This window comes from Actinacidiphila sp. bgisy145, assembly GCF_057708125.1.
Map to the genome: position 1 here is coordinate 1 of NZ_JBYIRL010000073.1, position 20,084 is coordinate 20,084.

Consider the following 20,084-nt stretch of genomic DNA (forward strand, 5'->3'; position numbering starts at 1 on the left):
CGGTGCCGCCGCCGAGGCCGAAGATCCGGCCGTAGCCCGGCAGCTGGCGCGGCGCGGCGCCGCGCCGGTCCCACAGCTCCAGCCAGGACTCCAGGTAGTCGTCCTCGTGCCGGGGCGAGGTGAAGTAGGTCCGCACCGCGACGCCCATCGGGCGGTCGTCGCGCCGGTGCAGGCCCATCGCCAGCGACAGCCGGGTGGAGTTGCCGTCGGCGGCGACCACCAGCGGCGCGTGGAAGGCGACCGGGGTCTTCTCCTCGCCGAGCTTGGCGGTGACCCCGGTGATCCGGCCGGTGCGCTCCTCGATGATCGGGGCGCCGACGTTGCACCGCTCGTACAGCCGCGCGCCGGCCTTCACCGCCTGCTCGGCGAGCATCTGGTCGAAGTCGTCGCGGCGGCGCACCAGTCCGTAGTCCGGGTAGGCGGCCAGTTCCGGCCAGTCCATCTCCAGCCGCATGCCGCCGCTGATGATGCGCAGGCCCTTGTTGCGCAGCCAGCCCGCCTCCTCGGAGACGTCGATGCCCATCTGCACCAGCTGCTTGGTGGCGCGCGGGGTCAGCCCGTCGCCGCAGACCTTCTCCCGCGGGAAGGCCGTCTTCTCCAGCAGCAGCACGTCCAGACCGGACTTGGCCAGGTAGTAGGCGGTCGTCGAACCGGCGGGCCCGGCGCCGACGACGATCACATCGGCGCTGCGCTCTGACAGGGCGGTGTCGGTCACGTGGGCTCTCCCGGTTCGGCAAGGGGCTGTTGCTGGCACTGGACGCCGGCAGCGGACGTCATGCCGAGTGTATGAGGCCGCCGCTCCCCGTGGAGCGGCGGCTCTCGGGGCAGGCCCCGGTCCGTGCCGGTCAGCGGTGGTCGGGCGGCTCCGGCGGCTGCTTGCGCAGCCGGTCCGGCTGCACCACGCCGAGGTCGTGCACGGTGGGTTCCGCGGGCCCGGGCGGCCCGGGCGGCTGCGGCGGCCCGTACGGCCCGGCGGGCGCGGCGGGTTGGGCCGGCACCGCGGCGCCGAAGGTCCCGCCGGGCGCGTCGTACGCCCCGCCCTGGCCGGGTCCGCCCTGCGGCGCCGGGGCGTACGGCGAGGGCGCGCCGGCGCCCGGGTAGGGCGCGTTCGGCACCCGGCCGCCGAACACCCGCCAGACGTACGGCGCGACCAGCACCCCGCCGAACGTCCACAGCAGGCCGAACCCCAGCAGCTCCGACACCTGCGTGCCCACGCTGGTGTGGGTGAGCGCCCCGGTGCCCACCAGGCTGGAGTCGCCGCCCGTGTGCGCGCCGCTGACGGCGGCGAGGATCACCAGCAGGAGCGTGAACAGCCCGGCGACCGCGAACTGTTCGGGCCGGCCCCGGTTGCGCCGAAGGGCCAGCACCCCGATCAGCAGCGCGCAGCCGAGCCCGCCCGCGACGGTGCCGGCCACCGACCAGCCGCCCCACACGTGGTCGAGGTCGCCCAGGCCGAAGGAGACGTGCCGGGCCTGCGAGCCGCTGCTGGCGCCGACCCGGAAGGGCGCGCCCCAGCCCAGCCCCAGCCCGGACACCCCGAGGTTGACCAGCAGCAGGCCGGCGGCGGTCAGGCCCCAGCCGGTGAGGTCGTGGTAGTGCGCGGCGGCGATCACGAAGACCACGGTGCCCGCGACGAGCAGGGTCGCCAGCAGCGCGATCGCGGTGGTGGCGAGCACCCGGTACGCGGCGGCGGCGCCCGGCCGCGCGGCCAGCCACGCGGTCAGCGCCGGACGGCACAGCACGACCAGCGCTGTCACCAGGCTGAGCACGAAGGTCCACAGCGCGGCGAGGAACGGCGCGGTGGTGAAGTGCACCAGCTCGATGCGGGGTTCGGCGAAGAAGCCGATGGCGAGCACCGCGGCGGCGGCCAGCAGCGCGACCCGTACGGCCGCCGCGGCCGCCTCGGCGGTGAGGGCCGAGCCGGGCCCGGCGGGTATGCCCGCGGCGGCGGCCTGCGCCTGCTGCCGCCGGCGCAGCGCGCGCAGGCCGAGCACCAGCACCAGGACCCAGAGCAGGGTGACCGACCAGGGCAGGACCGACAGCGAGGCGTGCACCGTGTGGGAGTGGCCGCTGCCGCTGCCGCCGCCGCTCATCGTGTAGCCGATGTCGCTGCCGTCGGTGCCGTCCGACCCGTCGCTGCTGTAACCGTCGGAACCGTCCGTGCTGTAGCCGTCGGAGCCGTCGTCGTAACCGTCGCTGCCACCGTCGGAGAAGTCGAACCCGTCGCTGCCACCGGAGGAGTCGTCGTAACCGTCGCTGCCGCCGTCGGAGTAGTCGAAGCCGTCACTGCCGCCGGAGGAGTCGTCGAACCCGTCGCTGCCGCCGTCGGAGAACTCGTCGCCGCCGCTGCTGCCGTCGGACGAACCGTCGCCGCTGTCGTCCGAGTCGTCGAAGACGGAGTCCTCGGTGTAGGTCGCGTTCGCCCTGAGGTTGCCGCCCAGCCCCTGGACGAGCGCCGCCAGGGCGGCCCGGGTGCGGGTGGCCATTCCGACGGTGCCGCTGGGCAGGGCGGTCCCGGCGACCCCCGCGATCGCCAGGGCCGCCGCGACTATGGTGAGCGCCGGGCCGAGCGCGACCAGCAGCGGGCCCTCCCAGCGGCCGGTGAACACCCGGCGGACGAACACGGCGGCGGGCGAGGGCCCGGCCGGCGCGGGGGGCGGGTAGGGGCCGGGCGCGTAGCCGGGTGGGGCCGCGGCGCCGGCGTACGGCGGTGCGGGCGGTGGCGCGGTGGGCGGCGGCAACGGCCCGACGTGCGTGGGCGTGGGCACAGGCGCGGCCGTGGGTGCGGCCGCCGGTGGCGGCGGCGCGGCGGGCTGCGCGGGAAGGGACGGCGCGGTCAGGTCACGGCCGCAGCGCGGGCAGAAGCGGTTGCCTTCCGCCTCGGCGACCTGGTTCCCGCACGCGGGACAGAACGGCATCGGCAACTCCGGAAAACGGCGGGGCTGCGTTCCCCCCGCAGACAAGGCAGCATATGGCCCCTACCGGCCGCAACCACCCGGAATACCGGATTCCGTTCGAACAGCGGGCGGTTACGCCGCCGGCCCGTTCGTGCCGCGGTGCAGCGCCACGATCCCGCCGGTCAGGTTCCGCCAGGCCACGCCCGTCCAGCCGGCGTCCTTCAACCGCCCGCCCAGCGCCCGCTGGTCGGGCCAGGCGCGGATCGACTCCGCGAGGTACACGTAGGCGTCCGGATTGCTGCTCACCCTGGTCGCCACCGGGGGCAGCGCGCGCATCAGGTACTCGGTGTACGCGGTACGCAGCGGCCGGTACGTCGGGTGGCTGAACTCGCAGATCACCAGCCGCCCGCCGGGCCGGACCACCCGGCGCATCTCGCGCAGCGCCGCGTCCACGTCCTGCACGTTGCGCAGCGCGAAGGAGATGGTGACCGCGTCGAACACCCCGTCCGCGAACGGCAGCCGGGTCGCGTCGCCCGCGGTCAGCGGCAGTTCGGGGTGCCGGCTCTTGCCCTGGCGCAGCATGCCCAGCGAGAAGTCGCAGGGGACGACCCAGCCGCCCGCCGCGGCGAACGGCAGCGACGACGTCGCGGTGCCCGCGCCCAGGTCGAGCACCCGCTCGCCCGGCCGCACGTCGAGCGCCTGCGCCACGGCCCGCCGCCACAGCCGCGTCTGGCCGAGCGACAGCACGTCGTTCGTCAGGTCGTACTTCGCCGCCACCTTGTCGAACATCGCGGCGACGTCCTGCGGCTGCTTCTCCAACGATGCCCGGGTCACGCGACTCACCTTACGGGGTGCGCCGCGCACGGCCCGGCACACCCCCGCGGGGCCGCGGCGGGCGGCCGGCTCCGGTTAGATCCGGTCAGTCCGGTCAGTTCCGGTCAGTTGGAGGGAAGGAGCTTCAGCTCGGGGTGGGCGGTGCCGCCCTCGATCGCGGTCGAGGACAGGTGCGAGACCACGTGGTCGTCGACCGGGTCGTTCGCCGGGTCGTCGTGGACGACGAGGTGCTCGTAGGTGGTCGCGCGCTGCGCGGGCACCCGCCCGGCGGAGCGGATGAGGTGGATCAGCTCCATCCGGTTGGAGCGGTGCTTCGCGCCGGCCGAGGAGACCACGTTCTCCTCCAGCATGACCGACCCGAGGTCGTCCGCGCCGTAGTGCAGCGAGAGCTGGCCGACCTCCTTGCCGGTGGTCAGCCAGGACCCCTGGATGTGGGCCACGTTGTCGAGGAAGAGCCGCGCGATCGCGATCATCCGCAGGTACTCGAAGAGCGTCGCCTGCGTCTGGCCCTTCAGGTGGTTGTTCTCCGGCTGGTAGGTGTACGGGATGAACGCCCGGAACCCGCCGGTGCGGTCCTGCACGTCGCGGATCATCCGCAGGTGCTCGATCCGCTCCGCGTTGGTCTCACCGGTGCCCATCAGCATGGTCGTGGTGGACTCCACCCCGAGCCGGTGCGCGGTCTCCATGATCTCCAGCCACCGCTCGCCGGACTCCTTCAGCGGCGCGATCGCCTTGCGGGGCCGCTCCGGCAGCAGTTCGGCCCCGGCGCCGGCGAACGAGTCGAGCCCGGCGGCGTGGATGCGGCGGATCGCCTCCTCCGCGCTGACCCCGGAGATCCGCGCCATGTGGTCGATCTCGGAGGCGCCCAGCGAGTGGATCACCAGCTGCGGGAACTCCCGCTTGATCGCGGCGAAGTGCTCCTCGTAGTACTCCACGCCGTAGTCCGGGTGGTGGCCGCCCTGGAACATGATCTGGGTGCCGCCGAGTTCGACGGTCTCCGCGCAGCGGCGCAGGATGTCGTCCAGGCTGCGGCTCCAGCCCTTGTCGGTGTCCTTCGGCGCCGCGTAGAACGCGCAGAACTTGCAGGCGGTGACGCAGACGTTGGTGTAGTTGATGTTGCGCTCGATGATGTACGTCGCGATGTGCTCGGTGCCGGCGAAGCGGCGGCGGCGCACCGCGTCGGCCGCGGCGCCCAGGGCGTGCAGCGGGGCGGAGCGGTAGATGTCGAGCGCTTCCTCCGGGGTGATCCTGCCGCCCGCGGCGGCGCGGTCGAGGACGGCTGCGAGGTCGGTCGGAGAGGTCACCGTGGCAGGCCCTTCGGAGGACGGGAGATCGGTCCGGCCCAGCGTACGCCAGCGGCCGGTGGCACTTTCAGGTGCCGTACGGGGCGGCGCGCGGCCGCGCCCGTACGGCGCCCGGCCCGCCGCGCGGGGGCGCGGGCCGGGGTGCTGCGGGGTGGAGCGGAGGTGCTGCGGGGGGCTGCGGGGCCGGCGCGGGTCAGGCCGGCGGGAGCAGGTCCACGCCGGCGCCGGGCGGGAAGCCGACGCGGCGGGCGAACTCGGCGATGCCGGCCTGCTGCGGGGCACCGAGCGAGAAGTCCAGCGTGGTGAAGTAGCTGCTCAGCAGCTCCTGGTCGAACGCCTCCCAGCGCGATGCCTGCTCGGCGACCTTGTCGACCTCCACCAGGGACAGGTCGCGGGAGGCGAGGAACGCGCGGTGCACGCTGTGCACGGCCTCCGGGTGCGCCGCGAGGTAGTCGCGCCGGGCCGCCCAGACCGCGAAGACGAAGGGCAGCCCGGTCCACTCCTTCCACATCGTGCCGAGGTCGTGGACGGTCAGCCCGAGCCGGGGCGCGTCGTGCAGGGAGGCGCGCAGGGCGGCGTCGCCGATCAGCACCGCGGCGTCGGCCTCCTGCATCATCAGCGAGAGGTCCGGCGGGCAGCGGAAGTAGTCCGGCGTGACGCCGTACCGCTCGCTGAGCAGCAGTTCGGCCAGGCGCACGGAGGTGCGGCTGGTGGAGCCGAGGGCCACCCGCTGGCCGTCCAGCCGGTCCAGCGGGAGCTGGCTGACGATCACGCACGACATCACGGGGCCGTCGCAGCCCACCGCGATGTCCGGCAGCGCGACCAGCTGGTCGGCGTGCTTGAGGTACTCCATGAGGGTGATCGGGCCGATGTCCAGGTCGCCCTCGACGAGCTGGGCGCTGAGCTTCTCCGGGGTGTCCTTCGTCAGCTCCAGGTCCAGCAGCGCACCGGTCCTGGCCAGGCCCCAGTACAGCGGGGTGCAGTTCAGGAACTGGATGTGGCCGACCCGGGGGCGGACCCGGTCGCTGTCGCTTTCACGCGCGGTTGTGTCCATATGCCGGACGCTACTCCTGGGTCCGTGCGGCGCTGTGCGGGGGTGCCCCGGCGAGCCGCCAGGAAGGATCTTGCGACCCTTCCGCGCCCCGGCCCCCCATGCTAGGCTCGACGCAAGTTGCAGTTTGGTTTCCTTGCAGTACAAGGCCTGCGGATCATGTAACCCGCGGGCTTTTGTAGTTTTCAGACTTCGCAGTTGCAGGTTCTGGAGCAGGGCAACCCTTTGGGCCCAAGGAGGGCTTTATGGCTACCGGAACCGTGAAGTGGTTCAACGCTGAAAAGGGCTTCGGCTTCATCGCCCAGGACGGCGGCGGCCCGGATGTCTTCGTTCACTACTCCGCGATCAACGCGACCGGCTTCCGCTCCCTCGAGGAGAACCAGCCGGTGACCTTCGACGTCACCCAGGGCCCGAAGGGTCCCCAGGCGGAGAACGTCACCCCGAACTAGTTCTCCACTAGGTCGGACGGACAGCGGCGCGATCGCGCCCAGAACCTGCAGTACCAAGGGGCCCCGCACTCCGTGCGGGGCCCCTGCCTCTTTTTTGCCGCCCTAGGGGCGGCGGTAGAGGTCTTCGATGGTGTCGGCGAAGTCCGCGGCGACAGCCGACCGCTTGAGTTTCATCGACGGCGTGAGGTGGCCGCTGTCCTCGGTGAAGTCGACCGGCAGGACCCGGAACGCGCGGATCGACTCGGCCCGGGAGACCGTGGAGTTCGCGTCGTCGACCGCCTTCTGGAGGTCGGCGAGGAGGTCGGGGTCGGTGACGAGGTCGGCGGGCCGCAGGCCCTCCTTGCGCCGCATCCGCTGCCAGTGGGCGAGCCCGTCCGCCTCCAGCGTGATGAGCGCGGTCACGAACGGCCGGTTGTCGCCGACCACCATGCACTGGCCGACCAGCGGATGCGCCCGCAGCCGGTCCTCCAGTGGTGCGGGCGCCACGTTCTTGCCGCCGGCGGTGATGAGGATCTCCTTCTTGCGCCCGGTGATCCGCAGGTATCCGTCCGGGTCCAGCTCCCCGATGTCCCCGGTGGGGAACCACCCGTCCACGTGCGGCACCCCGCCCGCGTCGTTCCAGTAGCCGGTGAAGACCTGCCCGCCGCGCAGCAGCACCTCCCCGTCGTCGGCGATCCGCACCGCGGTGCCCGGCAGCGGGTGCCCCACGGTGCCCAGCCGCGGCGCCAGCGGCGGCGTCACCGTGGCCGCCGCGGTGGTCTCCGTCAGGCCGTAGCCCTCGAAGACCATCACCCCGGCGCCCGCGTAGAACGCGCACAGCCGCTCGCCCAGCGGGGAGCCGCCGCAGATCGCGTACCGGACCTTGCCGCCGAGGGCGGCCCGTATCCGGCGGTAGACCAGCGGGTCGTACAGCGCGTGCGCCATCCGCAGGCCGAGCGAGGGGCCCGGGCCGGTGCCGGTCTGCCGGGCGATCAGCGCCCGGCCGTAGCGCCGAGCGATCGTGGCGGCCCGGTCGAAGGAGGCGGCCCGGCCCATCTTCTCCGCGGTGGCCCGGCCGGTGTTGTAGACCTTCTCCAGGACGTACGGGATCGCCAGCAGGAAGGTCGGCCGGAAGCCGGCCAGGTCGGCGAGCAGGTCCTCGGTGGCGATGCTCGGCGCGTGGCCCAGCCGTACCCGGGCCCGCAGGCACCCGATGGCGACCATCCGCCCGAAGACGTGCGACAGCGGCAGGAACAGCAGGGTGGAGGCGGGCTCGGTGCTCACCGACTTGAAGACCGGGTGCAGCAGCTCGATCGCGTTGTCGACCTCGGCGAAGAAGTTGCCGTGGGTGAGCACGCAGCCCTTGGGGCGGCCGGTGGTGCCGGAGGTGTAGATCAGCGTGGCGGTGCTCGCCGGGGTCAGCGCCTGCCGCCGGGACGTCACCAGCGCGTCCGGCAACTCCTTGCCGTCGGTGCTGAGTTGCCCGATCGCGCCCGCGTCCAGCTGCCACAGGTGGCGCAGTTCGGGCAGCTCCGACCGGCGGCCGGTGACCAGCCGGGACTGGTCCACGTTCTCCACCGCGCAGGCCGCGGCACCGGAGTCGGCGAGTATCCAGGCGGTCTGCGACGCCGAGGAGGTCGGGTAGATCGGTACGGTCACCAGGCCCGCGGCCCACCCCGCGAAGTCCAGCAGCGTCCACGCGTAACTGGTGCGGGCCATGATCGCCAGCCGTTCGCCCGGCTTCAGCCCCGCCGCGATCAGGCCCTTGGCGACGTCCACCACCTGGGCGCAGAAGTCCGCGGCGCTCACGTCCCGCCAGGTGCCGTCCGCGCCCTCCCTGCCCAGCACCGCGTCCTGCGGCGCCTCGGCCGCGTTCGTGAACGGGATGTCGGCCAGGCTCCCCCGCTCGGGCACGGCGACCAGCGGGGGCACCGCCACCTGCACGGCCCGGCCCGCCTCCATCACCACCTGCGGCGCCTGACCCGCCTGACCCACCAGCTGCCCTGTTCCAGTTGACATCTACGGCTCCTGAACGATGAGGGTGGATTGCGCTTCCGTGCCCGGTCGCGGCCCGGGGCGGCCGGCTGCGGCCTGCTAGGCGCTCTCGAGGATCGCGGTGACGCCCTGTCCGCCCGCGGCGCAGATCGAGACGAGGCCGCGCCCGGGTGTTCCCCGCTCGGCGAGCAGCCGCGCCAGCGTCCCCACGATCCGTGCCCCGGTCGCGGCGAAGGGATGCCCGGTCGCCAGGGAGGACCCCGCCACGTTCAGCCGCGCCCGGTCGATCGCGCCGAGCGGCTCGGCCCGCCCCAGGCGCTCCGCACAGAACGCCTTGTCCTCCCATGCCGCGAGCGTGGCGAGCACCTGGGAGGCGAACGCCTCGTGGATCTCGTAGAAGTCGAAGTCGCCCAGGCCCAGTCCGGCCCGCTCCAGCATCCGCGGCACCGCGTAGGCGGGTGCCATGAGCAGCCCGTCGGGGCCGGGCCGGCCGCCGACGAAGTCGACGGCCGCCGTCTCGTACGCGGTGAGGTACGCCTGCGGGGTCAGGCCGCGCTCGGCGGCCCACTCCTCCGAGCCGAGCAGCACCACCGCGGCGCCGTCGGTGAGCGGTGTGGAGTTGCCCGCGGTCATGGTGCCGCCGGGCCCGCCGTAGACCGCCTTCAGCCGGGCGAGCTTCTCGGGGGTGGAGTCCGGCCGCAGGTTCTGGTCGCGTTCCAGGCCGCGATAGGGGCTGACCAGCGGCGCGAAGAACCCGCGGTCGTAGGCGGCGGCGAGGTTGCGGTGGCTGGCGGCGGCGAGTTCGTCCTGCGCGGCGCGGGTGATGCCCCACGCCTCGGCGGTGAGCGCGGCGTGCTCGCCCATCGACAGGCCGGTGCGCGGCTCGGCGTTGCGCGGCATGTCGGGCACGAGGTGGCGCGGGCGCACCCCGGCGAGCGCGCGGGCGCGGCCGCCCAGGGACTTCGCGCGGCGGGCGGCGAGCAGGGTGCGGCGCAGTTCGTCGTTGACGCCGAGCGGTGCGTCGCTGGTGGTGTCGGCGCCGCCGGCGATGCCGGAGTCGATCACGCCGAGCGCGATCTTGGCGGCGACCGCGAAGACCGCCTGGAGGCCGGTGCCGCACGCCTGCTGGATGTCGTAGGCGGGGGTGGCCGGGTCGAGGACGGAGCCGAGCACGGTCTCGCGGGCGAGGTTGAAGTCGCGGGCGTGCTTGAGCACGGCCCCGGCCGCGAACTCCCCCACCGCCGGCCGGCCGTCGGCCCCCGGGCGGGCCAGGCCGGTCCGCTCGGCCAGGCCGTCGAGCGCGGCGGTGAGCATGTCCTGGTTGGACGCGGTGGCGTAGGGGCCGTCGGAGCGGGCGAAGGGGATGCGGTGGCCGGCGATGACGGCGACGCGGCGGACGGTGTGCATACGGAACTCCTGAGGGCTCTTGGCCGGAGCGACAACTCACCAGTAGCCTTACCGGCGGTAAACTTACTCCAGAGTAAGGAGAAGGCCAATGGCCGACCGCTATCTCGGCTTCACCGGTACGGCTCCCGGCCGCTTCCTCACCCGGCGGCTCGGCCTGCCGCAGCCCACCGCGCTGCGGCGCTGGTCGCCCGGGACCCCCGAACTCGACGGTCCCGTCCTGCGGTTGACCGCCGGACAGGCGCCGCCGCCGGCCGCGCCGGGCGACCCGGCACCGGCCGCGGTGGTGCTGGACGCGACCGGCATCGCGGACCCGGCCGGGCTGCGGGCGGTCCGCGAGAGCCTGCACCCCCTGGTGCGCACCCTGGCCCCCTGCGGCCGGGTGGTGGTGCTCGGCGCGCGACCCGACGCCGCCGACGTCCACCAGGCCGCCGCCCAGCAGGCGCTGGAGGGCTTCGTCCGCTCGCTCGGCAAGGAGATCGGCCGGGGCAGGACCGTACAGCTGGTGCGGCTGGCCCCCGGTGCCGGCGCGGACTCCACGCTGGACTTCCTGCTCTCGCCCCGCTCGGCCTACGTCAGCGGGCAGGTGATCGAGGTCGGCCCGCCGGTGGGCCGTAAGGACAGCGGTGCGGCGGACGGCGGACCGGGCGCGGCCGGGCCCCGTACGGCGCTGGTCACCGGGGCGGCCCGCGGCATCGGCGCCGAGGTCGCGGCCACCCTCGCCCGGGACGGCGCGCAGGTGGTCTGCCTGGACGTGCCGCAGGCCGCCGACGCGCTCGCCGCGACCGCGGCCCGGATCGGCGGCACCGCGCTGACCGTGGACATCACCGCGCCCGACGCCGCCGAGCGGATCGCGGCCGCGGTGCCCGGCGGCCTGGACGTCCTGGTGCACAACGCGGGCATCACCCGCGACCGCAAGCTCGCCAACATGTCCGCGGAGGGCTGGGACACGGTGATCGAGGTCAACCTCGCTTCCGTGCTGCGCGTCACCGGCCACCTGCTGAAGGCCGGGGCGGTCCGCCCGCACGGCCGGATCGTCGGCACCGCGTCCATCGCGGGCATCGCCGGGAACGCCGGCCAGACCAACTACGCCGCCTCCAAAGCCGGCATCATCGGCTTCGTCCGCGCGCTGGCCGCCGCCCCCGAGGTGCGCGAGCGCGGCATCACCGTCAACGCGGTCGCGCCGGGCTTCATCGAGACGCAGATGACCGCCGCGATACCGCTGTTCATCCGCGAGGCCGGCCGGCGGATGAACTCCCTCGGCCAGGGCGGCCGTCCGCAGGACGTCGCCGAGACCGTCGCCTGGCTCGCGGCGGCCGGCTCCGGCGGCGTGACCGGCCAGGTCGTCCGCGTCTGCGGGCAGTCGCTGCTGGGAGCGTGAGATGCCGCTGCTGCTCACGCTGGGGCGCGGCGCGCTGACCGGCCTCGGCAAGCACCCCTCGGCCGGCGCCGCGCTGCCGCCGCTCCGGCTGACCGACCCGCGGGTGCGGATCGACCCGGCCCGGATGGCCCGCTACGCCGAGGTCTGCGGCTACCCGCCGCTGACCGACCGGGTGCCGCTGACCTACCCGCACATCCTCGGATTCCCGCTGGCCGCGCGGATCATGGCCGCCCGGGACTTCCCGCTGCCGCTGATGGGGCTGGTGCACACCTCGATCGAGATCACCGCGCACCGCCCGCTCACCACCGCCGACCGGCCCGAGATCGCCGTCCACGCCGAGGAGTTGCGGCCGCACCGGCGGGGCACCGAGGCGGTCCTCGTCACCGAGGCCCGGATCGAGGGGGCGGCGGTGTGGACCGACCGCAGCACCTACCTGGCCCGCCACCCGACCGGCGCGCCGCCGAAGGAAGAGGCCGAGCCGGGCACCGGGCCGCAGGACGCCGGCGCACTGCCCGTCGTCGAGGAGTGGCGGCTGCCGGCCGGGCTCGGGCGGCGGCACGCCCGCGTCTCGGGCGACTACAACCCCATCCACCTGCACGCGCTGACGGCCCGGCCGCTCGGATTCCCCCGGGCCATCGCGCACGGGATGTGGACGGTCGCCCGGTGCGCGGCCGCGCTCGGCCTGGACGAGCGGGTGCGCGCCCACTTCCGCGCACCGGTACCGCTGCCGTCCACGGTCGCCCTGGCCGCCGCCGGGCACCGGTTCGAACTGCGCTCGCCCCGGGGGGTGCACCTCACCGGCTCGTCCTGAGCAGCGCGGCCGACCCCAGCGGAACGGAGAGCCTGCGCCGCAGCAGCGGGCCGAGCGGCTTCTCCACCAGGCGGTATATCAGCCAGGCGAGGACCAGCATCGACAGCACGGCCAGCACCAGCACCGCACTGGCCGGCAGCGACGTGTGGTGCTCCAGCCGGTCGATGACCTCGGTGCCGAGGATCTCGTGCACCAGGTAGAAGGGGTACGTCAGCGCGCCCGCGGTGGTCAGCCACCGCCACTCCACCCGGGCCACGCGCGGCACCAGCGTCGCCGCGGCGATCGCGGCGAACCCCGCGGCGACCAGCACGATCACGACCGTGGGCGACCGCTGGTAGAAGGGGTGCGAACCGGGCGGCGCCACCAGCGCCTTGACCGCGGACTGCTGGCCGAGCAGGAAGCCGACCGCGACCACCGACCAGTTCACCAGGTCGTGCCCGAAGCGGTGCACGAGGTAGAGGCCGATGCCGCCGACGAAGAAGGGCGCGTAGTCCGGCATCAGCGCCAGTTGCAGGAAGCTCTCGCCCGAGCCCTGGGCGTAGACCGCGCCGAGGGTCCACAGCGCGCAGAACGCCAGCACCCGGCGCTGGGTCGCACCGCGCCACAGCACCGTCAGCGCGAACAGCGCGTAGAAGCGCAGCTCCGCCCAGAGCGTCCAGGAGACGCCGAGTTGCCGCTTGGCGCCCGCCGGGGTCTGGAGCATGGTGAAGTTGGTGATCAGGTCGGTGCGGGAGACGGTCTCCTTGCCGATCACGTAGAGGACCGCCGCCACCAGGATCAGCGCCGCCCAGTACGCGGGGTACAGCCGGCTGATCCGGGAGACCGTGAACGCCTTCACGGTGCGGCCCCAGCCGCTCATGCAGATCACGAACCCGCTGATGATGAAGAAGAACTGCACACCGAGCGGGCCGTAGGCGGCCGGCGCGATGACGTGCGGCAGCATGTGCTTGATCGGGTGGTTCCACGCGTCGCCGCCGCGCACCACGTAGTGGTAGGAGGCGACCATCAGCGCGGCGACCAGCCGCAGCCCGTCCAGGGCCCGCAGCCGTGCCGGCGGCGCGGGCGGCTGCTGCGCCGCGGGCGCGGGCGCCCCGGTCGCTTCGGGAGCTGCCGGGGCAGCAGGGGCGGCGGGGCGGGGCTGCGGGGGCGCCGGAGGCGGGCCGGGCGTGGGGAGCGTCGAACTCATCCCGTTCTTCCTTCCTGCCGGCGCGCGGCAGGGAGACATGTGGCAGGAGCGGTGGGAAGTCTCGGACGACGGAGCCGCGCCACGTCGGGCGCCTGCGATCCGCATCCTCCTTCGCACCCTAGCCGTGGGTTCGCCGTGAGAAGCCTGTGGGCGCAACCCCCACCGAATCGGGACAGGACGTTAACGGCCGCGCCGCGGCGAATTCATCCGCGCCAGGGCAACCTTCGGCGCGGCAGCCGCCGACAGGGCGCGGGGGAGGTCGGGACGAGGGAGGTCAGGGCGACCAGGGGTGGCCGTCGAGCAGGTTGCCGAGGCCGGCCCAGGCGAAGTTCATCAGCGTGGCGGCGGTCTCGCGGCCGTTCGCGGAGGACCCGGCCAGCGACTCGGCGGCGCCCACCAGCGCCAGGGCCAGCGCCCGCACCTCGCGGTCGGCGAGCACCGGTACGCACGGGGCCTCGCGGGCGGCCGTGCCGATCAGCGCGGTGACGAAGTCCACGATCTCCACCCGCATCGCGGCGACCTCGTCACCGGAGGGCGCGCCGCCGCTGCGGGCCTGGCCGTACAGCAGGTGCCAGCCGTCGGGGTGTTCGGCGGTGTAGCGGAAGAACCCGAGCAGCCCGGACCACAGTTGGCGGTCGGGGGCGGCGCCGGTCTCGACGGACGCGCGCACCGCGGCGCTGAGCGCCTTGGCCTCGCGCCGCACGCAGGCGGTGAACAGCTCGTCCTTGGACTTCAGATAGAGGTAGACCAGCGGCTTGCTGACGCCCGCCGCCTCGGCGATCTCGTCCATGGAGGTGGCGCGGAAGCCACGCCGGGCGAAGACGGCGACGGCCGCGTCCAGCATCTGCTGCTCGCGGACCGCCCGCGGCACGCGCTGCGCCCGCTTGCCCTGGGTCTCCACCTGCGCCCCTCCCCCGTGCTGGCTCGGCGGCCGGTCGACACGGACCGGCCGGATCGGACGCTGCCCGGGTCAGGCGGTGTGCGGCTCGCCGTCGCGGGCGACCTCGCGGGCCTGGTCGTCGGCGTCGTCCTCCTGGCCCGCGGCGGCGGCCAGGGAGTTGCGGGTGCGGGTGACGCGGTCGGAGACCTGGGCCGCGGCCTGTTCCCGGACCCCGCGCAGCAGCACGAAGCTCAGGGGCGCGGACACGACCAGCGCGAGCAGCGCGACCCACAGGTAGTTGGAGTCACCGAGCCCGGCCGGCAGGACATGCAACCGGACCAGGCCCCAGATGACCCCGAAGCTGGCGACGATCAGACCGAAGCGCAGTGCGGTGTATCGGAGCATGCTCCCAGTGAAGCACGCCCCCTTCCCGATCATCGTCCCGCCCCCGCAGCAAGCCCCCCGCCCCACGAAGGCACGGCCCCAAGACGTAGCCGGCGAGCCGAAGGGCGCGGTGCCCCGGTGAGCGCGGCCGGGCCGCGCTCACCAGCTCAACAGCATGAAGACGTCGTCGCGGTCGTCGCCCGGGGCGACGCGGATCGCGTTCGGGACGCGGCCGACCTCCTTGTAGCCGCAGGATGCGTAGAAGCGTTCGAGGCCGAGGCCGCCGCGGCAGGTGAGCCGGATCGCCTCGATCCCCTCGAACCCGCGGGCGGCCCGCTCGGCCTCGGCCAGCAGCGCCCGGCCATACCCGGCGCCCTGGTGGCGGGGGTGGACCATCACCGTGTAGAGCCAGATCCAGTGGGTCATCAGCCGGTGGGCGTTGAAGGTGAGGAACGCGGTCGCGGCGACCCGCCCCTCCTCGTCGCGCCCGACGAGCAGCCGCCGGCGCCCCGCCTCGACGTCGGCCATCGAGTCGGCCAGGCCCGGCGCGATGTCCGCGGCGGTGACCGGCGGCACGTAACCGACCGCGCCGCCGGCGTTGCTCACGTCGGCCCACAGCGTGAGCACACCGGCGCGCAGGTCGTCGTCGAGCGCGGGATCGAGTTCGAAGGTAAGTGCCATAAGGGCAGCGTACCTATTACCTCGACCCGGCCTCCAACCGTTTCCGTGTCACCCGGGTCACACCGCCCCGGGTGTCACCGCCCCGGGTCACACCCGCATCGCCTGCGGCGACTCCCGGCGGGAGCCGTCGGGGCCCGGGTACTCCCGGATGATCTCGTAGCGGGTGTTGCGCTCCACCGGGCGGAACCCGGCATCCCGGATCAGGTCGAGGATGTCCTCCCGGGTGAGCTTGTTCGGAGTGCCGTAGTCGTCCGCGTCGTGGGTGATCTTGTACTCCACGACCGACCCGTCCATGTCGTCGGCGCCGTGGTTGAGGGCGAGTTGGGCCGTGGACAGCCCGTGCATCACCCAGAACACCTTCACGTGCGGCACGTTGTCGAACAGCAGCCGCGAGACCGCGAAGGTCTTCAGCGCCTCCGCGCCGGTGGCCATCGTGGTACGGGCCTGGAGGACGTTGCGGATCTTGCCGTCCTTCATGTCCACGAAGTCGTGCTGGTAGCGCAGCGGGATGAAGACCTGGAACCCGCCGGTCTCGTCCTGGAGTTCGCGCAGCCGCAGCACGTGGTCGACGCGGTGCCGGGGCTCCTCGATGTGGCCGTAGAGCATCGTCGCCGGGGTCTTGAGTCCCTTGGAGTGCGCCAGCCGGTGGATACGGGACCAGTCCTCCCAGTGGGTGCGGTGGTCCACGATGTGCTGCCGCACCTCCCAGTCGAAGATCTCCGCGCCGCCGCCGGTCAGCGACTCCAGGCCGGCGTCGATCAGCTCGTCGAGGATGTCGGAGGCCGACATCCCGGAGATGGTCTCGAAGTGGTGGATCTCGGTGGCGGTGAACGCCTTCAGCGAGACCTGCGGCAGCGCCTCCTTCAGCGCCTTCAGCGACCGCGGGTAGTACCGCCACGGCAGCGTCGGGTGCAGGCCGTTGACGATGTGCAGCTCGGTGAGGTTGTCGCCCTCCATGGCCTTCGCCAGCCGGACGGCCTCCTCGATCCGCATCGTGTACGCGTCCTTCTCGCCCGGCTTGCGCTGGAAGGAGCAGTACGCGCAGGACGCGGTGCACACGTTCGTCATGTTGAGGTGGCGGTTGACGTTGAAGTGGACCACGTCGCCGTTCTTGCGGGTGCGCACCTCGTGCGCCAGGCCGCCCAGCCACGCCAGGTCGTCGGACTCGTAGAGCGCGACACCGTCCTCACGGGTCAGCCGCTCGCCGGCGTGTACCTTCTCCTCCAGCTCGCGCTTGAGTCCAGCGTCCATGTGCGTCTCCTCCTACGGGGTTCGGTCCGACGTTACTCCCCCGCCCGCGCGCGCGAAGCCGCCCCCGGTCACACCTCTTCGGGCAGGTTCCCGACCCGGTTCTCCCACTTGGTGGAGAGCACGATCGTGGTACGGGTCCGGGCCACGCCCTTGGTGCCGGACAGCCGGCGGATGGTGTGCTCCAGCCCGTCCACGTCGCCGACCCGCACCTTGAGCATGTACGAGTCGTCGCCCGCGATGAACCAGCAGTCCTCGATCTCGTCCAGGTCCGACAGCCGCCGGGCCACCTCCTCGTGGTCGGCGGCGTCCGACAGCTGGAGCCCGACCAGCGCGGTCACCCCCAGGCCCATCGCGGCGGGGGCGACGGTGGCGCGGTAGCCGGTGATCACGCCCGCCTGCTCCAGGCGGTTGATCCGGTCGGTGACGCTCGGCCCGGACAGGCCCACGAGCCGGCCCAGCTCGGCGTACGACGCCCGGCCGTTCTCGCGCAACGCCTGGATGAGCTGCCTGTCCACCGCGTCCATCGGATTGGACCCTCCCGTTCGCCTGGTGACTGCCCTGTCTGGACACGAATCTAAGGCATCGAAAGGTTCCTGCCCTCCTTTTGCCGCCCGTTCGCCGCCGCAGGCTTGGACCCGGCCGGTTCAGCCCTGGCCCGTGGACCCGCCGCCCAGCTCGCCCCGCCACCGCCGGTAGAGCCGGTGCTCCACCCCCACCGCGTCCAGCACCCGCCCGGCCACGAAGTCCACCAGCTCCTGCGCCGTGGTGCCCCCGGCGTAGAAGGCCGGGGAGGCGGGCAGCACCACCGCGCCGGCATCGGCCAACGAGGTGAGCTGGCGCAGCGTCTGACCGCTCAACGGGGTCTCGCGCACCGCGACCACCAGCGACCGGCGCTCCTTGAGGGTGACGCTCGCCGCGCGCTGGAGCAGGTCCTTGGACAGGCCCAGCGCGACCCCGGCCACACACGCGGTGCTGGCCGGCACGATCAGCATGCCCCGGGCCGGATACGACCCCGAGGACGGCCCGGCCGCCAGGTCGCCGGCCGGCCAGTAGCGCACACCGGAAAGGTCCGGGCCGGGGGCGAAGGTGTCCGGGCGGCCGTCCGCCCCGCGGGCCAGCCAGCGCGCCAGGTCCTCCTGCCAGTGCGCGTCCCGCACCGCCGCGCCGGTCTCGTCGAGCAGCGTCAGCCGGGCGGCCCGGCTGACCACCAGGTCCACCCGCTCGCCCGCGTCCAGCAGCCCGCGCAGCACCGCCGCCGCGTACGGCGTACCGGACGCGCCGGAGACCCCGACGATCCACGGGGCACGCTCCGCACGCCCCCCGCGCTCCGCGCGCCGCTGCTCCGCATCGCGCGTCTCGCGCCCGCCGTCCAGGTCCGCCACGCCGTCGAGCGTAGCCGCGACCTGGGCGGACCGCCGGGCGGGGCGGGCGCGCGCCCGGGCTCGGCCGGCCCGCTGCGATCCGGCCGTCCGATCGGCGGCGGGCCGGAACCGCAGACGGTGTCAGTGGCGTCGTGCACACTGGACGCACATAGAAACCACTGGGGGACGTGGCGGATCGGGGGGATTCGGTGGCGTACGGACGCATCGCGGCGCACACCGGCCGCGGGGGGACGCTCATGGCGTCGCTGCGGGTCCGCGACCGCGCCGGGGCCGCCTCGGCCGGCGACCGGATCGTGGCCGCCGCGGCGCTGATGACCGCCTGGGTGGCGCTGCTGTGGGCGCTCGAGGTCGTCGACCACGCCACCGGCCACCGGCTGGACAGCCTCGGCGTCCAGCCGCGCCGGGCCGGCGAGTTGGCGGACATCGTGCCGTCGGCGTTCATCCACTTCGGGTACGGGCATGTGGCGTCCAACACTCTGCCGCTGCTCGTGCTCGGCTTCGTCGCCGCGCTGCGCGGCACCGGCCGCTTCCTGGCCGTGGCGTTCACCGTCATCGCCGTCGACGGGCTCGGGGTGTGGGCGTGCTCGCCCGCGCACACCAACACCGCGGGCGCGTCCGGCCTGATCTTCGGCCTGTTCAGCTACCTCCTGGTGCGCGGCTTCGTCGACGGCCGCGCGCTGGACCTGCTGGTGGGCCTGCTTATCGGCGCGTACTACGGCACGTCCATCCTGTGGGGCGTGCTGCCGGTGCACACCGGCGTCTCCTGGCAGGGCCACCTCTTCGGTCTGCTCGGCGGGGTGGCCGCCGCCTACCTGTTCCGCGACCGTCCGCCCGAGGTGCGCGGCGAACCACCGTACGCGGGCTGACCGGTTGCCGGACCCCGGCAGCCAGTCGGCCCCCAATTCGCCCGAAGAACCCGGGTGAAGACACAGCGCCCGCACAGCTACGCTTCTGCTCCGACTCATCCGCTTACCCACCGCTTCCTAGGAGTTCGTCATCATCAGCATGCGCAAGGGCCTCGCCGCCGCCGGAGTGGTGGCCCTCATAACCGCCGGGGCCGCAGCGTGCGGTGCGGACGACCCCGCGTCGCCGCAGGGGAAGGTGGACAACGCCTTCCAGAAGCTCGGCAAGCAGAACACCGTCACCGTCGATCTCGGCTTCAGCGGCACCTCCGCCCAGATCTACTCGGCCATGAAGGACGAGGACGGCTTCACCCAGGCCGACGCCGACCTGCTGTCGTCCCTGCACGTCACCGTCGGCGGCAGCTCGCAGAAGTCGCTGTCGCTGCTCGGCCGCAGCCTCAGCAAGGGCGCGGACGCCACCAAGGGCTCCTCCGCGGCCTTCCTGCTCTCCACCGACGGCCCGAGCGGCGCGAAGCTGATCGAGGTCCGCGCGGTCGGGCAGAAGATCTACCTGCGGGCCGACGTGAAGGGCCTGGAGAAGCTCGACACCAGCGCCTCCGACGCCGGCTCCATCGCGCAGTTCAACGACCAGTACCTCAACGCCCTGACCAGCTCGTCCGGTTCGGTGGGCTCGGCGCTCAACGGCAAGTGGGTCAGCATCGACCCGGCGGTGTGGGGCGCGTTCGTCAAGAGCGCCCTCGCCGCCCAGGGTTCGAGCAGCGGCTCCGACTCCGGCTCCACCACCCCGACGCTGGACGCGAAGACGCAGAACGAGGTCATCTCCGGGCTGCGGGCCGCGCTGACGAAGGACGCCACCTTCGCCGACGCGGGCAAGAAGGGCGGCGCGGACCACATCACGGTCACCGTGCCCGCGCAGCAGTTCGCCAAGGACGTCGCCTCCAGCGTCTCCCCCGCCCTCAAGCAGATCCCCGGCCTGAAGCAGTCCGACCTGGACAGCATGCAGCGGGCCGAGGGCGTGCCGGCGAAGAAGGTCACCGCGGACGTCGCCGTCAAGGACGGCAGCATCCAGTCGGTCACCTTCGACCTCCACCAGCTCGACGACCAGTCCACCGGGCCGCTGCCGCTGACCGTCGGCTTCAAGGGCAGCGCGGCGCCGATCAGCGCGCCGAGCGGCGCGGTGACGCTCAACCCGCAGGACGTGGTGAGCGCCGTCATGAACCTCATGGGCGACGACTCGAACAGCTCGGAGTTCTGAGCGCCGGGAAGCTGAGCGACCCGGTATCACAGCGGCGGGGGGGGGGGGGGGGGGGGGGGGGGGGGGGGGGGGGGGGGGGGGGGGGGGGGGGGGGGGG

The 20,084-nt window shown here is 73.6% G+C and carries 19 protein-coding genes; 5 read left to right on the top strand and 14 right to left on the bottom strand.

The window, feature by feature from the left end:
- From AC3ERT_RS35480 to AC3ERT_RS35500, 5 genes are all read right to left on the bottom strand, one after another.
- A partial coding sequence (locus tag AC3ERT_RS35480; RefSeq protein WP_435179196.1) for a geranylgeranyl reductase family protein occupies positions 1-715 on the bottom strand: 715 nt, incomplete at its 3' end.
- 130 nt (positions 716-845) lie between these two features.
- Positions 846-2,768 (bottom strand): hypothetical protein, encoded by a 1,923-nt coding sequence (locus AC3ERT_RS35485; RefSeq protein WP_435179198.1) that lies wholly within the window; start codon positions 2,766-2,768, stop codon positions 846-848.
- A 261-nt stretch (positions 2,769-3,029) separates the two neighbouring features.
- A complete protein-coding gene (locus AC3ERT_RS35490; RefSeq protein WP_335978428.1) occupies positions 3,030-3,731 on the bottom strand; it encodes a demethylmenaquinone methyltransferase in 702 nt (233 codons plus the stop codon).
- 104 nt (positions 3,732-3,835) lie between these two features.
- Positions 3,836-5,035, bottom strand: coding sequence for a cyclic dehypoxanthinyl futalosine synthase (gene mqnC / locus AC3ERT_RS35495; RefSeq protein WP_335978430.1), 1,200 nt, complete (start codon positions 5,033-5,035; stop codon positions 3,836-3,838).
- A 193-nt stretch (positions 5,036-5,228) separates the two neighbouring features.
- Positions 5,229-6,089, bottom strand: coding sequence for a menaquinone biosynthetic enzyme MqnA/MqnD family protein (locus AC3ERT_RS35500; protein ID WP_335978432.1), 861 nt, complete (start codon positions 6,087-6,089; stop codon positions 5,229-5,231).
- Between the two features lie 242 nt (positions 6,090-6,331).
- Here AC3ERT_RS35500 and AC3ERT_RS35505 point away from each other — a divergent pair, with 242 nt between their 5' ends.
- A complete protein-coding gene (locus AC3ERT_RS35505) occupies positions 6,332-6,535 on the top strand; it encodes a cold-shock protein (RefSeq protein WP_103887033.1) in 204 nt (67 codons plus the stop codon).
- A gap of 102 nt (positions 6,536-6,637) precedes the next feature.
- Here AC3ERT_RS35505 and AC3ERT_RS35510 read toward each other — a convergent pair whose 3' ends face one another.
- Complete coding sequence (locus AC3ERT_RS35510; RefSeq protein WP_435125605.1) at positions 6,638-8,476, bottom strand: AMP-dependent synthetase/ligase; 1,839 nt, start codon at positions 8,474-8,476, stop codon at positions 6,638-6,640.
- A 132-nt stretch (positions 8,477-8,608) separates the two neighbouring features.
- Positions 8,609-9,916 carry an acetyl-CoA C-acetyltransferase gene (locus tag AC3ERT_RS35515; RefSeq protein ID WP_435125429.1) on the bottom strand — a complete coding sequence of 436 codons (1,308 nt, stop codon included), beginning with the start codon at positions 9,914-9,916 and terminating at the stop codon, positions 8,609-8,611.
- An 88-nt stretch (positions 9,917-10,004) separates the two neighbouring features.
- Between AC3ERT_RS35515 and AC3ERT_RS35520 the strand changes: the two genes are divergently transcribed.
- Together AC3ERT_RS35520 and AC3ERT_RS35525 are read left to right on the top strand one after the other, a co-directional pair.
- A complete protein-coding gene (locus AC3ERT_RS35520; RefSeq protein WP_435179200.1) occupies positions 10,005-11,294 on the top strand; it encodes a 3-oxoacyl-ACP reductase in 1,290 nt (429 codons plus the stop codon).
- Position 11,295: 1 nt separating this feature from the next.
- Positions 11,296-12,105, top strand: coding sequence for a MaoC/PaaZ C-terminal domain-containing protein (locus AC3ERT_RS35525; RefSeq protein ID WP_435179202.1), 810 nt, complete (start codon positions 11,296-11,298; stop codon positions 12,103-12,105).
- On the opposite strand, the gene AC3ERT_RS35530 is transcribed toward AC3ERT_RS35525, so the two are convergent.
- The 7 genes from AC3ERT_RS35530 to AC3ERT_RS35560 all read right to left on the bottom strand — a co-directional run bounded on the left by AC3ERT_RS35530 (position 12,089) and on the right by AC3ERT_RS35560 (position 17,860).
- Positions 12,089-13,291 carry an acyltransferase family protein gene (locus AC3ERT_RS35530; protein ID WP_435179204.1) on the bottom strand — a complete coding sequence of 401 codons (1,203 nt, stop codon included), beginning with the start codon at positions 13,289-13,291 and terminating at the stop codon, positions 12,089-12,091. The two genes, AC3ERT_RS35525 and AC3ERT_RS35530, sit on opposite strands and share 17 nt — an antisense overlap.
- Before the next feature lie 274 nt (positions 13,292-13,565).
- Positions 13,566-14,135 (bottom strand): TetR/AcrR family transcriptional regulator, encoded by a 570-nt coding sequence (locus AC3ERT_RS35535; RefSeq protein WP_335978548.1) that lies wholly within the window; start codon positions 14,133-14,135, stop codon positions 13,566-13,568.
- A 126-nt stretch (positions 14,136-14,261) separates the two neighbouring features.
- Positions 14,262-14,576, bottom strand: coding sequence for a DUF4229 domain-containing protein (locus tag AC3ERT_RS35540; RefSeq protein ID WP_335978440.1), 315 nt, complete (start codon positions 14,574-14,576; stop codon positions 14,262-14,264).
- Between the two features lie 138 nt (positions 14,577-14,714).
- A complete protein-coding gene (locus AC3ERT_RS35545) occupies positions 14,715-15,236 on the bottom strand; it encodes a GNAT family N-acetyltransferase (protein WP_435125440.1) in 522 nt (173 codons plus the stop codon).
- 87 nt (positions 15,237-15,323) lie between these two features.
- Positions 15,324-16,487: an aminofutalosine synthase MqnE gene (mqnE, locus tag AC3ERT_RS35550; RefSeq protein WP_335978443.1), complete on the bottom strand. Its 1,164-nt coding sequence runs from the start codon at positions 16,485-16,487 to the stop codon at positions 15,324-15,326.
- A 68-nt stretch (positions 16,488-16,555) separates the two neighbouring features.
- Positions 16,556-17,011 (bottom strand): Lrp/AsnC family transcriptional regulator, encoded by a 456-nt coding sequence (locus AC3ERT_RS35555; protein WP_335978445.1) that lies wholly within the window; start codon positions 17,009-17,011, stop codon positions 16,556-16,558.
- A 120-nt stretch (positions 17,012-17,131) separates the two neighbouring features.
- The gene (locus AC3ERT_RS35560; protein WP_488180757.1) at positions 17,132-17,860 is read right to left on the bottom strand and encodes a UbiX family flavin prenyltransferase; all 729 of its coding nucleotides are present in this window, start codon (positions 17,858-17,860) and stop codon (positions 17,132-17,134) included.
- Positions 17,861-18,105: 245 nt separating this feature from the next.
- Between AC3ERT_RS35560 and AC3ERT_RS35565 the strand changes: the two genes are divergently transcribed.
- The gene (locus AC3ERT_RS35565) at positions 18,106-18,735 is read left to right on the top strand and encodes a rhomboid family intramembrane serine protease (RefSeq protein WP_335978550.1); all 630 of its coding nucleotides are present in this window, start codon (positions 18,106-18,108) and stop codon (positions 18,733-18,735) included.
- A 139-nt stretch (positions 18,736-18,874) separates the two neighbouring features.
- The gene (locus AC3ERT_RS35570) at positions 18,875-19,987 is read left to right on the top strand and encodes a hypothetical protein (protein WP_435179206.1); all 1,113 of its coding nucleotides are present in this window, start codon (positions 18,875-18,877) and stop codon (positions 19,985-19,987) included.
- Positions 19,988-20,084: the final 97 nt, after the last annotated feature.